At 55.5% G+C, this 15,566-nt stretch carries 13 protein-coding genes; 2 read left to right on the forward strand and 11 right to left on the reverse strand.

What is annotated here, in order from left to right:
• Positions 1 to 36 precede the first annotated feature (36 nt).
• Positions 37 to 1,305: a hypothetical protein gene (locus DVK00_RS12475; RefSeq protein ID WP_121577795.1), complete on the forward strand. Its 1,269-nt coding sequence runs from the start codon at positions 37 to 39 to the stop codon at positions 1,303 to 1,305.
• A gap of 47 nt (positions 1,306 to 1,352) precedes the next feature.
• Here the strand turns inward: DVK00_RS12475 and DVK00_RS12480 are convergent, their stop codons facing one another.
• From DVK00_RS12480 to DVK00_RS12505, 6 genes are all read right to left on the reverse strand, one after another.
• Complete coding sequence (locus DVK00_RS12480; RefSeq protein ID WP_101351666.1) at positions 1,353 to 2,612, reverse strand: hypothetical protein; 1,260 nt, start codon at positions 2,610 to 2,612, stop codon at positions 1,353 to 1,355.
• Positions 2,613 to 2,616: 4 nt separating this feature from the next.
• Entirely contained in the window at positions 2,617 to 4,791 is a 2,175-nt protein-coding gene (locus tag DVK00_RS12485) for a carbohydrate-binding domain-containing protein (RefSeq protein ID WP_121577796.1), read from the reverse strand.
• A 292-nt stretch (positions 4,792 to 5,083) separates the two neighbouring features.
• Positions 5,084 to 5,998 carry a hypothetical protein gene (locus DVK00_RS12490; RefSeq protein WP_121577797.1) on the reverse strand — a complete coding sequence of 305 codons (915 nt, stop codon included), beginning with the start codon at positions 5,996 to 5,998 and terminating at the stop codon, positions 5,084 to 5,086.
• A 169-nt stretch (positions 5,999 to 6,167) separates the two neighbouring features.
• Entirely contained in the window at positions 6,168 to 6,665 is a 498-nt protein-coding gene (locus tag DVK00_RS12495; protein WP_101351669.1) for a hypothetical protein, read from the reverse strand.
• 58 nt (positions 6,666 to 6,723) lie between these two features.
• Positions 6,724 to 8,229: a lipopolysaccharide biosynthesis protein gene (locus tag DVK00_RS12500; protein WP_121536931.1), complete on the reverse strand. Its 1,506-nt coding sequence runs from the start codon at positions 8,227 to 8,229 to the stop codon at positions 6,724 to 6,726.
• A gap of 225 nt (positions 8,230 to 8,454) precedes the next feature.
• Positions 8,455 to 9,591, reverse strand: coding sequence for a Gfo/Idh/MocA family protein (locus DVK00_RS12505; RefSeq protein WP_101351671.1), 1,137 nt, complete (start codon positions 9,589 to 9,591; stop codon positions 8,455 to 8,457).
• A 498-nt stretch (positions 9,592 to 10,089) separates the two neighbouring features.
• Here DVK00_RS12505 and DVK00_RS21760 point away from each other — a divergent pair, with 498 nt between their 5' ends.
• The gene (locus DVK00_RS21760) at positions 10,090 to 10,263 is read left to right on the forward strand and encodes a hypothetical protein (RefSeq protein ID WP_198560270.1); all 174 of its coding nucleotides are present in this window, start codon (positions 10,090 to 10,092) and stop codon (positions 10,261 to 10,263) included.
• A 95-nt stretch (positions 10,264 to 10,358) separates the two neighbouring features.
• Here the strand turns inward: DVK00_RS21760 and DVK00_RS12510 are convergent, their stop codons facing one another.
• The 5 genes from DVK00_RS12510 to DVK00_RS12535 form a co-directional block, all read right to left on the reverse strand.
• Positions 10,359 to 11,165, reverse strand: coding sequence for a glycosyltransferase family 2 protein (locus tag DVK00_RS12510; RefSeq protein WP_101351672.1), 807 nt, complete (start codon positions 11,163 to 11,165; stop codon positions 10,359 to 10,361).
• A gap of 623 nt (positions 11,166 to 11,788) precedes the next feature.
• Positions 11,789 to 12,541: a UTP--glucose-1-phosphate uridylyltransferase AglF gene (aglF, locus tag DVK00_RS12520; protein ID WP_121536933.1), complete on the reverse strand. Its 753-nt coding sequence runs from the start codon at positions 12,539 to 12,541 to the stop codon at positions 11,789 to 11,791.
• A gap of 103 nt (positions 12,542 to 12,644) precedes the next feature.
• Positions 12,645 to 12,845 carry a hypothetical protein gene (locus DVK00_RS12525; RefSeq protein WP_053968816.1) on the reverse strand — a complete coding sequence of 67 codons (201 nt, stop codon included), beginning with the start codon at positions 12,843 to 12,845 and terminating at the stop codon, positions 12,645 to 12,647.
• Positions 12,846 to 14,199: 1,354 nt separating this feature from the next.
• Positions 14,200 to 14,742: a hypothetical protein gene (locus DVK00_RS12530; protein WP_121536935.1), complete on the reverse strand. Its 543-nt coding sequence runs from the start codon at positions 14,740 to 14,742 to the stop codon at positions 14,200 to 14,202.
• A gap of 498 nt (positions 14,743 to 15,240) precedes the next feature.
• Entirely contained in the window at positions 15,241 to 15,504 is a 264-nt protein-coding gene (locus DVK00_RS12535) for a HalOD1 output domain-containing protein (protein ID WP_101351676.1), read from the reverse strand.
• Between the last annotated feature and the right edge of the window lie 62 nt (positions 15,505 to 15,566).

Below are 15,566 nucleotides of genomic sequence, written 5' to 3' on the forward strand. Positions count from 1 at the left end.
ATAATTTTCACCCGGGGAGTCCTGCACACAGATATTGTGGCCGATAACACAGCGAACCACGCGTACAACCGACCGCCCCGGGGTGCACAGGATTGGGACGTACTGCTCAACGAGAACTTTTCGCGGATAGACGGCGATGTCGAAATCCGGGACACAGAGGAGAACCGCAGTCAGTACACGCCGAAGACCGGTGCGAAGTACCTCGCGACGGACACCGGACAGGTGTACATCGGCGACGGGAACGAGTGGCAGCGACGCGCATCGGTCAACGTCGTTCGGAACGGTTTCACTCGGACGGCCGACGGAACGGTGATTGCTCCGCCGGGCGAGCTTCAGGCGGCAATAGATGCGACCGCGACGAACTCCAACTTCGGTCAGCAACCCACACAGACTATCAGTCTCGTTTCCGGGCGAACGTACGAAATATCCGATACAATCACCCTCAAATCCGGTGTCCGGCTGGATTGCAACGGCGCCAGAATCGTCCCCTCCGGCGATTTCAACGTTTTCGAACTCCACCGTGAGACACAGCTAGTCCGTCCCCACATCGACACGCGGAACATGGACTGGCAGTCGATTCAAGTCCTTGTCGGAACCAGGGAGTCCGACAAGCTAGAACCGTCGAACCGAGCCTGGGTACAGGACGCCTATCTGCTCGGTGAGCCGGGACGGGGCACCGGCTTGCAGTTTCGCGGACAGGACGGACCGTGTTCGATGCAGGCAGCCAGCGGGATACTCAACGGATTCGACACCGCACTGGAGTTCTACGCGGCGGGCGGCGACACCAGCGGTCAGGGCGACTGGTCGAACGGCAACCATTTCGAGGGCACTATTCGGAACTACCGTGTCGCGATTAGCATGCGGTCGGACGGTGCGGCGGTCAGCGGGAACACGGTCAGGGCGCAAGTACAGGCAAACAGCAAGCGGAGCGAATGGCTCCTGTGGATGGCTGACGACCCCCGAAGCGACCGAGACAGCGAGAACTACCTGATGAAGGGCAACACCCTCTTCGTGTACCCGTGGGACGTGAACAACTACAACGCGAATAACCCCTATAGCTCTGATGCGGACCGACGGGCGCCGATATGGTATCTCGGTCGAGGGACCCGCTACGGGAACTCCATCTACGATTTCAGCGGTCTGCTGGGAAACGAGTTCATCGTGAACAACTCCGACAATCCCGACCGAAACGGAATCTTCACCGCACACGGCGGCGAGGTCACTGGAACGACACAGCTCCGGTTCAACCCCGCATACGACCGAAACGATAGTCGCAGATGGCACCCGGAGTCCGAGAACAGCTGAAACCGGGGGCTTCTGGACAGCGGTCGGTACGAATTACGAGTTACGCGTTACGCGTTCCGTGACTCGTGGTGCCAGTTCCGGCTGTCGTTGCGCTGGTAGTTCGGCGGCTGGCTCCACTCCGTCGTCCCCGTTACGTGCCCGCCGTGACCGGTGAGAATACCGTTTCTGTCGGGGGTGTCGGCGTTGTTGACGATGTACTGGTTGCCCATCAGGCCACCGAAGTCGTACAGCGAGTTCGCGTACTGCTTGCCCTTCCCGATGTACCACACCGGGGGCTTGCGGTCACTGCTGTCGTAGTACGGGTTCTTTTCGTAATTGATGTTGTCCCAGGACTTCACCAGCATGGCGTTGCCCTTCTTCACGTAGGAGGAGTCGCCGCGCTGAGAGCTGGAGCGGGGGTCGTCTTCCATGTACCAGAGCCATTTACTGACTCGCGGGTTCGGCTGGGCCTGCAGGCGGAAGGAGTTGCCTGTGACGGCTGCACCTTCCGACCGCATCGAGACCCCGATTTCGTAGTTCCGGATGAGCCCCTCGAAGTGGTTGCCGTTCGACCAGTCGCCCTGACCACTGGTGTCGCCACCCGCCGCATACAGGTCTATCGCACGCTTGAACCCGTTGATAGTCCCGGTCGCCCACTGCATCGAGCAGGGGCCACCGCTTCCGCCGCGGAACTGGAGACCCGTTCCTTCTCCCTTGTCGCCCATGAGGTAGGCGTCCCGGACCCAGGCCCGGTTCGCGGCTTCGAGTTTCGCAGCGTCGTCGGCACCGACGACGATTTGGGTCGAACTCCAGCCCTGGTTCCGGGAGTCGATATGTGGCTCTATGAGCTGGCTCTCCCGGTACATCTCGATGACGTCGAAGTCGCCGGAGGGGACGATTCTGGCGCCGTTGCACTCCAGTCGGACGCCGCGCCGGAGCTTAATCGTGTCCGACACGGTGTAGTTCTCGCCCGAGACCAACCGGACGGTCTGGGTCGGCCGCTTGCCCCATTCGGCGCCGTTCGACGCGTCGTCGATTGCGGACTGGAGGTCGCCGGGCGGGGCAATTATCGTCCCGTCGTCGGCGGTCTTCGACCCCGTAGACGAGGGTGTGATGTCCCCGATGGGGTTCCACGTGTCGCCGTCTCCGAGATACACTGTCCCCGTATCCGTCGCCAGGAACTTCGCACCGGCGCTGGGCGAATACTGGTCCATGTTGGATTCGGCGTCCCGGAGTTCGACGTGGTTGTCGAGCTTCTTGAAGTTCTCGTTGAGCGGTACGTGCCAATCTAGCGTGCCCTCCGCGGGCGTGTTGTATCGTTCTGCCATTGTCTTATTGGGTACCCCCGTACCCACCCATCCCGTAGCCTTCGCTGCCGAAGTCGTCGGTCGCGGTTTCGGTCTCCGTCGGTGTCGGCGTCGCCGTTTCCGTCTCTGTCGGCGTGGCCGTTTCAGTCGGTGTGGCCGTCTCGGTCTCCGTCGGCGTCGCGGTCTCGGTCTCCGTTTCGGTCGCCTCCCGGAACTCGAACCAGTTGAAGTCGATACCGGACCCGACCGCCTTGACCTGGATGACGTGTTCGCCACCGGAATCGACCGTCACGTCCGGCAGCGTCGCCGTCTCCCAGGCGGTCCAGTCGCCCGTGTTCGGGACGGCCACCGTGCCAACCCGTTCGCCGTCGAGCGACACCCGCAGTTGCCTGTCGTCGCGGGTCGTCGCCACGCGGACGTCGACGTCGTAGGTTCCGGCCGGCACCTCCACGGTGTATTCGAGCCACTCGCCGTCCTCGAAGTAGCCGACGTTGTACTCGCCGGAGACGTCCTGTGTCTGCCGGATGTCCACGTCGGAGTCGCGGTAGTCGAGGTCGTACTCGCTCCCGGCGGTGGTGTCGTGGTACGCCACGCCCTCGCCGCCGAGGTCGTAGTTCTGGGCCTGCACTCGGCCCGGCAGAACCGGGACGCCGTCGTACGGCTGGTTGCCGGCGACGACGAACTCGGCCCAGTTGAAGTCGATGCCGGAGCCGACGGCCTCGACCCGGAGGACCTGCTGTCCGTCGGCGTCGATGGTCACGTCCTCCAGGGTCGCGGTCGTCCACGCCGTCCAGTCGCCCGTGTTGGGGACGTCGACTGTTCCGAGCGTCCGCTCGCCGAGCGTGAACCGGAGCTGTCTGTCGTCCCGGGTCGTCGCCACGCGGACCCTGATGTCGTACTGGCCCGGCGAGACGTCGGCGGAGTATTCGAGCCACTCGCCGTCCTCGAAGTAGCCGACGTTGTACTCACCGGTGCTGTCCTGGGTCTCCCGGATGTCGACGTCGGTGTCGCGGTACCCGGTGTCGTACTCGCTCCCGGCGGTGGTGTCGTGGTACGCCACACCCTCGCCGCCCGTGTCGTAGTTCTGGGCCTGGATACGGCCGGGAATCGTCGCGGCCGTCCCGTTGTACGGGTCTTGTACGTCGACTTTCTCGAATTCGACCCAGTTGAACTCCACGCCGGAATCCAGCGCCTCGACCCGCAGCGTCGATTGCTGTTCGGCCGTTATCCCGACGTCCTCGACCGTGACGGTCTCCCACGAGGTCCAGTCGCCCGTGTTGGGCACGGTGACGGTCGCGAGGGTCCGGTCGCCGAGGGACAGTTCGAGTTGGCCGTCCGAGAGCGCCGACGCCACTCGCAGGCTGATGTCGTACGTCCCCGGCGAGACGTCGGTCGTGTATTCGAGCCACTCCCCGGCCTGGAAGTAGCCGACGTTGTACGTCCCGGACTCGTCCCCGGTCGGTCGGATGTCCACGTCGGTGTCCCGGCTGGCGGACCCGTAGATGTTCCCGGCGGACGTGTCGTGATACGCCTCGCCTTCGCCGCCGATGTCGAAGTTCTGGGCCTGGATACGGCCCGGAATCGACCGGACCGTCCCCTCGTACGGGGACTGGGACTGCGTCGTGGTGCCGGTCGAGAGGGCCAGCGAGTAATCGCCACCGCCCCGACCGACGTCCATGACTTGCAGATAATGTGTCGCGCTGGTAGAGAGTGATTCCGGGAGATACACCGGGGCCGCCGAACTCGCGTACGCCTGTGACACCAGTTCACCATCGGGGTTGAACACCCCGAGGGCCGCGGGCCCCGTGTCGGGGCCGGGCGTGAACGTGACAGTCACGTCCTCGGTGTCGGGCCGAAACGCGAAGAGATCGGACGAGCCCGGAGACAGCGTCGTCGAGAGCCGAGAACCCACGTCGAGGCTGCTGACCGACTTCGCCACGCTGGCGTCCCCGGCCACCTCCGAAACGTCGACCGCGGCGAGCTGGGACGTCACTGCGGGCTCGCCGCCGTAGCCGAACTGTGCCGCCGAACTGCCCGTGGTAGGACCACCTTTACCGGTACATCCCGCCAGGGCCGCGGTGGCAACACCTGCTAATTTCAGGCACGTGCGGCGGTCTACGACGGTCGCGTCTGTCGGACTCCTGTCCTCCCGCGACACCTCCTCACTGTCGTGCGAGCGATTCTGTTCTTCGTTGGTCACACTCCGGTAATCCCTATTTACTATTTTATTCGTTGTTGCGGGTTAGGTGGCTTTTGAAGTACTTGCCACCCATGCAATCTATCTTGCATATCATTATTAAAAGAAAATTACAAACGAAAATGACAGTAAAACTATCGAACGCCAGCCGATATTGCCGAGCAGGACCAGAAGTAAGAGGGTATTAACAGCAAGATGCGGCAGAGTGTAACGCTGGCGACCTCAGTTCCCGACTCGCTTACCGGGCCTCAGTCGCGTGGTTCCGGTCCGGCGACGACGCGACCTGGGTCTCGAGTCAGTTCACGTAGCCGAGATGCCCGAGTCGCTCGCGGGCGGTCTCTTCGTCCTGTTCGGACGTGTCGGAACCGGCGAGATTCTCAGAAGTGATTTCTGGGCGATCGCCGCGCTCGTATGTCAGCCACGGGACCGTGACCAGCCCGTCGGCGTACACCCCACCCGGGTGTCCATACTCCCTTATCGGCACCGGAAAACTCCGCTCACCGATGACCTGCCCGTGGTCCGCGGTGACGACCGTCTTCCCCGAAAACTCGTCGAAGAGCCGCTCGACCTCGGGCAACACCACGTCGAGGTTCTCCCTGAACGCACGCTCGACGACCTCGTCGGAGACGTCTATTTCCCCGCTGAGGAGCTTGTACCACTCGAAATTAAGCCTGTCTAGGTCGAAATTTTCCTGTCCAGTCGGCCCGAGGAACGGGTAGTGTGGCTGGAGGTAGTGGACCAGCAGTCGCTTGTTGGGGTACCGCTCTTTCGCCTGTATCGCGGCTTCGGTCATCGTTTCTGGGAGGACCGTCCGGTACTCCTCGTCCCAGCCGTCTTCCCTCCACACGTCGACGATGTCGTGAAACCGCGTCTCTACCCTGTCTCGATGCCTGTGCAACATCGGGCTTCCCGTTACGTACACCGTATCGAGGAACTTGCGCCCGTGAAAGTTCGCTTTGAGGAATTCCTTTGTGTCGGAGGCCCTCGATTCTACTGACTCCAGTGTCCCGGGAAGCGAGCTCTGCTCCTTGAACATGTCGTAGCGACACGCATCCAGAATGAGGAGGTGGTCCCAGTCCCTAGCAAAGATGTCGATGCCGTCGCGGTTGTACGGCCACGTCCGGAGTCGGCGATAGTAGAGGCGGTTGACCTCCTGGAAAATCTTGTGTGGTTCATCGAGGCCATGTTTCAAAGACTCCAGCGTGTACATCCCTGACTGGTGGGACCGCTGTCGGACGTATTGTTATACCGTCTAAAACCGGCCCACTTTGCTACTGTAATCCCGGGCCCGCTCCCAATCCGAATGCGATAGGCCGCCCCCGACTCGTCCTCGCTGTGCAGTGTCCACGACCCGGGGGTGACGCCGAACGCTCCTGTGATTACCCGGTCGGGTCTTCGATGTCAACCCGGCACCGACGCTGTAGCGACTCTTCTTCCTTTGCCAGACACGACAACGAGATGATGGTGTCTCTGTTCAGGAGAGATGTTTGAAACGAAATGTGGTCGCCCACTGTAACTCCGTTGTACAGCGTTCTTGACGCCCGGTACTCTACCGATCCGGTCCGGCTGAACATGTTGATAGTACCGTCAGCGTGGTCGACTGTGACTTGGAATTGTACAGAGTCGTATGTTTCCCGCAGCGAAGTTGCGACCGCTGTCGAGATCTCCCCGGGTGATTGCCCAAGTTGGCCCTCGTGCTTTGACGAAACGGTTGTCTCGTCATTGTCAATGGAGGCGATTTCAGTCGTCTCCCCCTCTGCAATGCCGACGAACCGCTTTTGAACGATCTCACCTTGATTAACGAGCAACAGCTGATCTAACCAGCGCCCACCCTGTAAGAACGGGAGGACACCAGCAAGTACTGTTCGACGCTTCATCGCGCTTTACCTTTCCGTTCGCCGAGCCAATTGATCTGGATTACCTGTTTCATTTTGATCACGCCAACGTATCGAATATGGATTCGAGGTTCTGCTTGACTTCCCAATTGAAACTAAACATGAGAGCCAGAGCCAGGGCCACATAGACTCCGATACCGACCAGAACCATCAGAATAAACTCCAATACCGGCGCGTTGAGAGTCACTGTCTGATAGACGTAGGTCACCGCAGCTGCCATCCCGAGACTTGCTGCCAGTGGATACGAGACCTCCCTGAGCACTCGAACCGGAGACGCCTCAACTGTCCGGGAAATAAGATAGGTGTCTATCGGCATCATCGGGAAGATGTAGATGCCCGTAATGAGGGCCGCGGTCCCCTCGATTCCGTACATCATCGTGGCTGGATAGATGAATATCGCAATGAGAGTCACACGTACAGCGGAGAGTTTAGCAATATAGTCTGGCCGTCCGACCGCTTTCCAGACTGGCCCCATCGTCGCACCCATCGAACGCAGTAGCCCATAGATAGCTAGCAACTGCATTACGGGGACCATCGGCCGCCACTCTGGAGTGAAGAATGCTTCGACGAATGCGGGTGCGACCGCCGCGATACCCATAGCTGCTGGGAACGAGGCCAGAGTGGTCATCCTGAGCGTCTGGAGATATCCGGATCGGAGCTTATCGACATCGTTCTGGACCTTCGAATATGCCGAAAACGTCACACTGGAAATTGTCTGTGTGATTTCGGTCGCCGGTGCGTTCGAGAGCCGGTAGGCAAGCTGATAAAACCCTAGTGCACTCGCCATGAGCGCCCAGCCGACAAATGCATCATCCCCTCTACTGTACAGGAAATAGAGGATCGAGTTGGCTGTAACCCACTTCCCGAAACTGTACCGCTTTTTCGCAACACCGAGGTCAAACGACGGCCATGGCCGGTATCCGTCTGCGATATACGAGACGAGAAACCGGGCGGCATCGCCGGCGATGAATCCGATTGCCAGTGCATAGACGGTTGGATCATACAGAGCTATACCCACGGTGACGACGAAGTATGCCACCGCACCGCTGACTCTGTAGACGAACTCTTTGTGGAAATCTAGACTCTTCTGAAAATAGACGACAGCAGGGTTTTGTAACCCAACAATAAACGGCGAAAGGGCGATGACCCGAAATAGGTCGGTCGCCGCAGGTTGGTTAAATAACGAAGCTATAAACGGTGCCCCAAGGAACAGGATTACGCCAATTACCGTCCCTCTCGCTGTCTCAATTGTCCAAGCCGTGTTGAGTTCGTCGTCGACATTGTCCTCCTCGGCCTGTATCAGAGCAGACTTGATGCCCAACTCCGAGAATTTCTTGAGTGAGGATAGCGTCAACAGCGCGATTCCCATCAACCCGAATGCACGTGGGGACAACAGTGAAGCGACGATGACTAGCAACAGCAACTCTAACCCCCGTTCAGTGACGTTCATGACGCCGACCCAAACGCCACTTTTGACAGCCTGTTCCATGACATCGTCACTGGCAGGGAGCAGTCGCTTTATCAGCCGTTTTAGTTTATCTAGCATCGTCGTCCAAACTCCTCGTCACGTCTGTGTCGAGCCACTCTGCTAAACTGAAATGTGTTCTGCCGACGTAATACTCTATATTGCTGTGCCTGCATAGACTCTCCGTTGCTACACACTTTGGATACCCTCTGTTTGTTATGAACGGGATAACTGCGACACCGCTGAACTATCAGGGCGTCTCCTGACGACCCCCTCTTGGTTGCAACTGGTCGAGTGTACTGGGGTTTACTGATTGTCAGCGGTGAGGACTTGTCCACTTTCAACCATCGACTCCAGCGGGTTATCGTCGATTTCCAGCGGGAAATCGACTCGCCCACACCGGCGAGCGGATTCCCAGCACCCGAATATCAGCTCTGTTGCCTGCAGTGCATTGTCTGCTGAAAGCTCGGGTTCACGGCCTGTGGCAAGTGCGTCGACGGTGTCCGCAATGGCACGGTCGATATAGGTTTCGGGTCTTGTGTTCTCTACAGTGACTCCCGGTATTCGAGCGCTGAGCTTCTGTTTTGCAGCGTCGAATATTGTTTCGTTGGGCCCATGCACATCCTCTCCATCAGTGTCGATTGTTGCCCAGCTTTTCCCGGTCCGGAGCCGTAGGGGAACCTCGCCGCCGATTTCTATTACTCCGTCTGTACCAAGCAGTCGCATATGACAGTCGACAATGCCACCGTCCCCTGTCGATGCAAGCCCGTTGACACCGTTTGTATACCGCCATTGCGCGATGGCCTGATTCTCGTTGTGGGCCCCGAACTGTACGTTTTCCTCGCTGTATTCGATCCCAGCCATCACCCACTTCGACATTGCTTGATCAGTGAAATACCCACAGAGGTCAAACAGGTGTGACCCGTAGTCGAACAGATTTTTTCCACCAAGTTCAATTCGCTCTAATGAGCCTATCTTTCCGTTTTCAAGCAGCGACTTGGCCTTCCGGAAGGGCTTCCCGAATCGCCGTTGATGATTGAACGTGAGTTGGATGCCGGCCCGCTTACAGGCCGACACCATTGTCTGACAGTCCTCCCATCTCGTTGCCATCGGCTTTTCGCAGTGGATCGCGTCCATTACCCCGCTATCAGCACACGTCATCACGACAGGTGCATGGATATGGGGCGGAACACAGACACTGACGATGTCGGGTTCGACAGCAGCGAGCATCTTTTCAGTATCTGTGTAGATGTTTCCGTCTGGGAGATTCCATCGTTCACCGAAGTTCTTGGCATTTTCCGGGACGACGTCGGCACATGCGGTAATTTCACACGAACCTAGCCGCCTGTACGCGCCTGCATGTCTGTATGCCATTGCGAACCCGTCGGTATCCGGGTCGTCCGGATCTGCGCCAGTCCCAATGACTGCGACAGTGTACGTCATCGGTTGAGAGTGGGACAGTAGCCCCAATAGTAGTAACCTCGTACTGCTAACTCTGGCAGTCTGCAACAACCGGCCGCTCTCTTAATACGACTGGGTCCATATCTGAAACTCTGTATCAGTACGCACCCATCTCATGGGGTTTTGGAACACGCACGGTGTGGTTATATGACTACTAACTCGGACTTGTCGGACTCCCAATCAGAACACTCATATCAGCAACTACGTAGATGTTCGGTCGTGACTTGATTCTCCCTTCTCGAGTACACATACGACGACAGCCACAAGTCGGCGTTTACTTTCTGTGCCCTCTATATACGTGGTAGCTAGGCCCATGTCCAAACCACATGGCGATCAACAGCAGGATATGCTACAGCATGACTGACAGTATGGCCTGTTTACTAAAACGCGCCCCGTCATTGGATTCCTGATAGCGATGGATCAAAATAGCCGCCGACATAGCGTAGCTACAGGAGCAAGAAGGACTATTCCACGGTACTGATGCCTTCAGATGATGAGACCAAGACCATGGAGTCGGAGCAGGCCACCCGGCGGACCGTTCTTGCCCTCGTCGCGACTGGTCTCTCGTTTATCGCTGCAGTGCTTGTGAAGCGAGAGCTATTCTATCGTGGATACGGTGAGGATGGATATGGTGAACATGGCTTCGGCGAGTGACTAACACAGAATCTCCTCCGACTTTGTCCACGGATAGAATCGCTGCAGTAGCTGTCAGGTTGCCCCAATCCAGCACTGACGGAATCAGTCTAAGATTATTCTGACGGGTCTGCGGACTGGGAAGGCCGATCAATCTCTGGTACCTCGCCCCTATCCGCTTCTTGCTGGGGGTGACTAAGGAACCCTCGAAGACGCCCGGCTGTCTTCGCAACGGTACTCCCCGCCTCTACCACGGTAGCTGTTGGCGTTATTCTGATGTAATTCAGTGGGTCAAATGCTTCACAGGAAATGTTCTTTAGTTGATCAGCTCGCGAGATGTTACACTTTGACCAGTAGTATGGACTCTTCGTTTCGAGTTTATACTGCTTCCGCCAGTATTCGGTAATAGAAGACGCGTACGGATGATCGACAATGAGTTCGGGATCGTAGAGAATATCAAACTTGCTGCTGACTCGCCTGGCAAGTTCTTTTTCTTCGTGACCCCACCCCATCTGCTCGTCCCATCCACCGACGGTCCTGAATACGTCCCTGTGAACGCCCATGTTACACCCCCAGAAGTGTCTGACGTAGCACGCATCGTCTCCCCAATCGTAATGACCGGTGAAATGTCGGGCAAATACGTCATCTGCTGGGTGAACGGTTCGACCGGCGTAGGCCGCCTCTGTTTCGAGGACTTCGTTGGCTTTTCGAAGATATCCCGGTCGAACTCGTGAATCATCATCGAGAAACACGATTTTGTCGCTTGAGGCACGTCTGATCCCTTCATTCCGTGCTCTGGTTACTGGGCTCTCATCGCAGACGATAACCTCGAAGTCGTCGAATGCCTGTTGCTCGAGGCACTGAATTGCTTCAATCTCATCCCGCGGCTTCAGTGTCGCGATGACAACGCTGACCGATACCATGTAATCCTTCTATGAAGTTGATATCGCCTTCAATATATTAGTATAGCCTACCTGTCACTATTAGGCACAACATTCGTGAGTTTGGCCTACGCCGGCATGGTTGCAATAACTGCCTGTACCCACGATACAACCCCGTAAACAAACACCACAAACCCACTCATGGAAACCCAGCGCAGTCGCCTGTGATTCTTCGGCCTAGGGCCGTCTGGTTTACTGAGCTCAACTGCAAAGAGAAACCCCGCATAGCTGAGCAAGTAATACAATAACGGGTTCCACCGACCAATAAACATCATACCTCCCAGCGTCGTCGATAGCCAGACGACGAACACACCCACAAACTGTCGGACCCAGCTAGCGCACATAGCTACGCTAATATACCCCTCCTGTTTTGTTATACTACTGCTAGCGCGTGCTGTTGGCCGATAATCTGAACGGTGCTTCCAGTAGCAGTTCCCGTATGAATAGCTGTGGTGTACGATGTTCTAGCTTGGGCACTACTGAGAAGCCACAGAAATTGGATCATTGAATTTGGCGCCCGAAAACAATGAGTCGAATCACATACAATTCGCCATCGGCTCACCGGGACCAACACAACGGTGATTTGGGAGCGCTTTAGAGGCGGACTATTGTTGGATATTCCCGCCGCTAGTGGGCGGCGCGGCTGCTTCCTTTGAAAGACGCTGTTCTGCAGCATCTCTGTCTTCAGGATATCCAACGTCGATACGCCATCCGTTAAGACGAACGGCGTCGATGGTTCTTCCGCTGTCCATCAGCAAATCAATGGCATCGCTGAGCTCGTACTCGCCCCGATCAGAGGGCTGAACCAGGCGACATGCTTTGAATATTGCTGGAGAAAACGTGTAAAAGCCGGTCATGACCAGATTAGATGGAGGGTCGTCCGGCTTTTCTACCACATCGGTTATCTCACCGTATTTATTCGTCACGCAAACGCCATACCGAGACGCCTCGTTCTCCGGGACCTCTTCCACCAGAAATGCGCAGTCGACGCGTTGCTCCCGTTGTCGTTGCACGACTGTGTCGAGGTTTCCTCGAAACACATTGTCTCCCAGCATCAGCATAAAATCCTTCTCAATTTCCTGTTCGGCCTGTAATAAAGCGTGTGCTAGCCCAGCAGGCTCCTCCTGATGAACATACGTTATCGGGACACCATCGTACGAGTTCCCGTAGTAGTCGATAATCTGCTCTTGGCGATATCCGACGACGATAACAAACTCGTCCGCATCAAGTGAAACGAGTTCGTCAAGACAGTGTGTCAAAAGCGGCTCTCCGTTTACCTTGACTAACGCTTTTGGAAGGTTATCAGTCAGTGGCTGGAGTCGTGTTCCCCTCCCAGCTGCGAGGACTACTGCTTTCATCACTCACACGCTTTCCCAGGTGCCACATTGTAATGCTGCTACTAATCAGGGCTTATCACATGTAAGCAAACCGCACATCCTTTCGGTCACCAGCGCCGTTCAGCTATCGGCGTAGATCTCGAAGTGAGTCCGAATGAATAACAATGAACTCTTCTTCACCAAGTTGTGACTCGTGCTCTGGCAAAAATATCAACTGTGAATCTGTGGAAGATTTGACAACAGTGAGTTCTTCCATCTCGTAACCTAGGTCCGATTCCCAGTCCGGGTCTGTTGCTACGTCCTCCCACTCCTCTGAGGTCATCATTCAGTCGCTACTCCATTCAAATGTCCCGATATTGACAAACTCAAACACTTGTGTGTCAACCGCGAATCCTGACTCCGGTCCAGTAGTCCTGATCTCATATTAAGACGATATTTATACTCTCTCTCTACCGCGCTGACATCGAGCATATCTCGGAAAGGTGTAATTACTATATTAAAGATTGTGTCTATATACACAGCATTCTTATGTAAATTACAACCCAGTTACTTACCAGCCTATCCTGCGACTTCGCACTCAACAAAACTCATAATCCCAGGAAGTAAGATCAAATTACTTCGCTATTCGCTAGGTTTGGACTGTGGATGACACTGTTCTGTGACGTATGTGGATACTGAACTTAGCCACAGGATCACTCAAACTTCTCTGTACATCCATACCAATAGTTCTGTATCTACGGGTCCTAATTGACAATCTCATGCGGGCTATTTTAACTGTAATCGTTACGCCTGAATCTCCAAACCAACAACGTCCTCTCAAATACTGTCAGTGGGTGCCTTCGTTGGCTTTGGCACTTAATCAATCTGAGCAGCTACTGTCGCTCTAGTACGTCGTGGTGGTAAGCTCAGCTATGCCAGAATAACACAACTATAACAATACATCCTTGCGTGTAAGAGTCTAACGGAGAGGGCAGCTACCCGACACCCACAACACCGGCCCAATCCTTACCACCCCCCTCAGGGACGCTCGTGCCCTGTATAGTCGCTGTCGACTCGGATCGCTCTCTCCACTTTGACAGTGAGCTGGAGCGGCTTCGTTCACACCGCCTTTCCGGCTCACTCCGGTCTTAGCTCCTTAGCTATGCCTACTGGCGTCAGACACTTTGCTATGGCTTCGCCGACCCCACGAAGAATTGTTGAGTCACTACCGTCCTCTTCAAATTAAAATCAAGTCATGAGAAAGTCACTGATATCTACCAGACCAGGCGCGGCTGACACCCGAAATCGTAACTGACGAACAGATATTACAGCCTTACTAATATATGTATGACCACTCCCCCAGCCAACGTCTGGACAAGCGCTCACAGTATCACAAAATTCAGACACTTATAACGAAATCCCGAAAGCCCGATGCAAATATGCTCTGGACATCGACAACTGACAACCGTCTAGAAGAAGCTGACTACCTCAAATATGAACTCAATTACTAAACTGTAACAGTTACAGGTAGCGGTGTATGCCGGAACATATCTCCGACAGCGAAATGGAACGGATCTCGGAATTCGCGAGCACTCCGATGTACAAACGGTCGCCTGATCAGTTACTGCCGGACAGTGCGGCCGACGACGAAGAATAACACACCCTTGGGGGGTGTCTTTTTGATCAGCCTACAGTTCCGTTCACGGCTCACCGATGTCGAAGGTTTTATTGTTTTTTCTTCGGCGCATGGAGACCGCGTGAGCAATAGAAAGCACGAGAAATGAACTGATGACGACTAGTCCGATGACTAACGGATTAACGGCACTGAGCAGAGGCACACCGACGATCGCTGCTATAACCAAAACGGCATTCAAGAAAGCTACAGCGCCATAGTACTGATACCACTTTGACTCGTCATCGCCATTGCTGATGAACGGTTCAACTTCCGGCGCATCCTCTCGAAGAGCTATCTCACCCGTATCGGCGTCATAAGTTATTAGCCCTGCCTCTTGCAGCTTCGGAGCATGGGTCTGATACAGCGAAACGTACACCCGCTTTCGGGCCTGCGAGGAGAGTTCTTCAACGGTTGTATCGTTTTCCCACGCGGCCAATTCCTCAGCTAAATCGGTCAGCTGTACTGGTTCCATCTGTTGGCGCAGATAATAAAGTGTGTATCGACGCCTAGAACTGCTGAGGATATCGAACATTTGGTCGCGCGAGAGCTCTTGTTCTTCTTCTGCCATCGGTGCACTCATGACCTCTCTTGCTGCATTGGTTTATGTTCAGGCCGCGAGAGCGACATATATACACGAAACCCGGGGTACCGTTTTGTTACACCCCCGTTACCCTCTAATTCCTCAGTAAGAAATAGCTACTTGTATGACGTACTAGAATTCTGTCCGTCACTGACTGGCCACAGTCAGCATATAATCTCTGTACCTGTGATGTGGACGTATTCGCTATACTACACGCCGCAATCACAAAAATTGAGTATAGATAACATGTAAGTATGAAGGCGAAAGCGCCGTACGGTAAGTTTGTGCTCGGTTGAGACACCCCTCTGATTCACACTACCAGACCCTGGATCTGCTTCTATTAATACATATATAAGTATTAGAACTGTACTATCAGATTCTACCGAGAGCAGACAGAAATTACGTAGTATCCTATTAATAATATATCGGGGATATACGACACTGGTTATGTACTCGCTGAAGGAACAGTAGGAAGTTGCCAGCCAGCTACGTGGGCGTGATCTCGATTGTCTCGCTGTCTCGGATCCGAACGGTGTACCCACTGTATGTGAAACTGATCTGTATATCGTCGTTGGACCGCCCTGTGACGAGCGCGTCGAGGGCATCCGGGTCGATCTGATTATATAACGGTGGGAGGCTCGTTTCTGTGACGGATTCTTTGGCTGCTATCGCGGTCACAATCGCTTCACTCGGTGATTCGTACTGGTTTGCCCAGAAGACAGTTTCTGTCTCGTTCCACTCCAGACTCATTATTCCTTGTATGGACGTGCTACCGTATCAGGATATACTCTATCAGACTAGCAAACTGAAAT

It is taken from the genome of Haloarcula sp. Atlit-47R, from assembly GCF_003665985.1.
GTDB lineage: Archaea > Halobacteriota > Halobacteria > Halobacteriales > Haloarculaceae > Haloarcula > Haloarcula taiwanensis.

Bases quoted from the DNA above. Each gene is read 5' to 3' on its own strand.
- DVK00_RS12480 (WP_101351666.1), bottom strand. From the start codon at position 2,612: ATGGCAGAACGATACAACACGCCCGCGGAGGGCACGCTAGATTGGCAC.
- DVK00_RS12490 (WP_121577797.1), bottom strand. From the start codon at position 5,998: ATGTACACGCTGGAGTCTTTGAAACATGGCCTCGATGAACCACACAAG.
- DVK00_RS12495 (WP_101351669.1), bottom strand. From the start codon at position 6,665: ATGAAGCGTCGAACAGTACTTGCTGGTGTCCTCCCGTTCTTACAGGGT.
- DVK00_RS12500 (WP_121536931.1), bottom strand. From the start codon at position 8,229: ATGCTAGATAAACTAAAACGGCTGATAAAGCGACTGCTCCCTGCCAGT.
- DVK00_RS12505 (WP_101351671.1), bottom strand. From the start codon at position 9,591: ATGACGTACACTGTCGCAGTCATTGGGACTGGCGCAGATCCGGACGAC.
- DVK00_RS21760 (WP_198560270.1), top strand. From the start codon at position 10,090: ATGCCTTCAGATGATGAGACCAAGACCATGGAGTCGGAGCAGGCCACC.
- DVK00_RS12510 (WP_101351672.1), bottom strand. From the start codon at position 11,165: ATGGTATCGGTCAGCGTTGTCATCGCGACACTGAAGCCGCGGGATGAG.
- aglF (WP_121536933.1), bottom strand. From the start codon at position 12,541: ATGAAAGCAGTAGTCCTCGCAGCTGGGAGGGGAACACGACTCCAGCCA.
- DVK00_RS12525 (WP_053968816.1), bottom strand. From the start codon at position 12,845: ATGATGACCTCAGAGGAGTGGGAGGACGTAGCAACAGACCCGGACTGG.
- DVK00_RS12530 (WP_121536935.1), bottom strand. From the start codon at position 14,742: ATGGCAGAAGAAGAACAAGAGCTCTCGCGCGACCAAATGTTCGATATC.
- DVK00_RS12535 (WP_101351676.1), bottom strand. From the start codon at position 15,504: ATGAGTCTGGAGTGGAACGAGACAGAAACTGTCTTCTGGGCAAACCAG.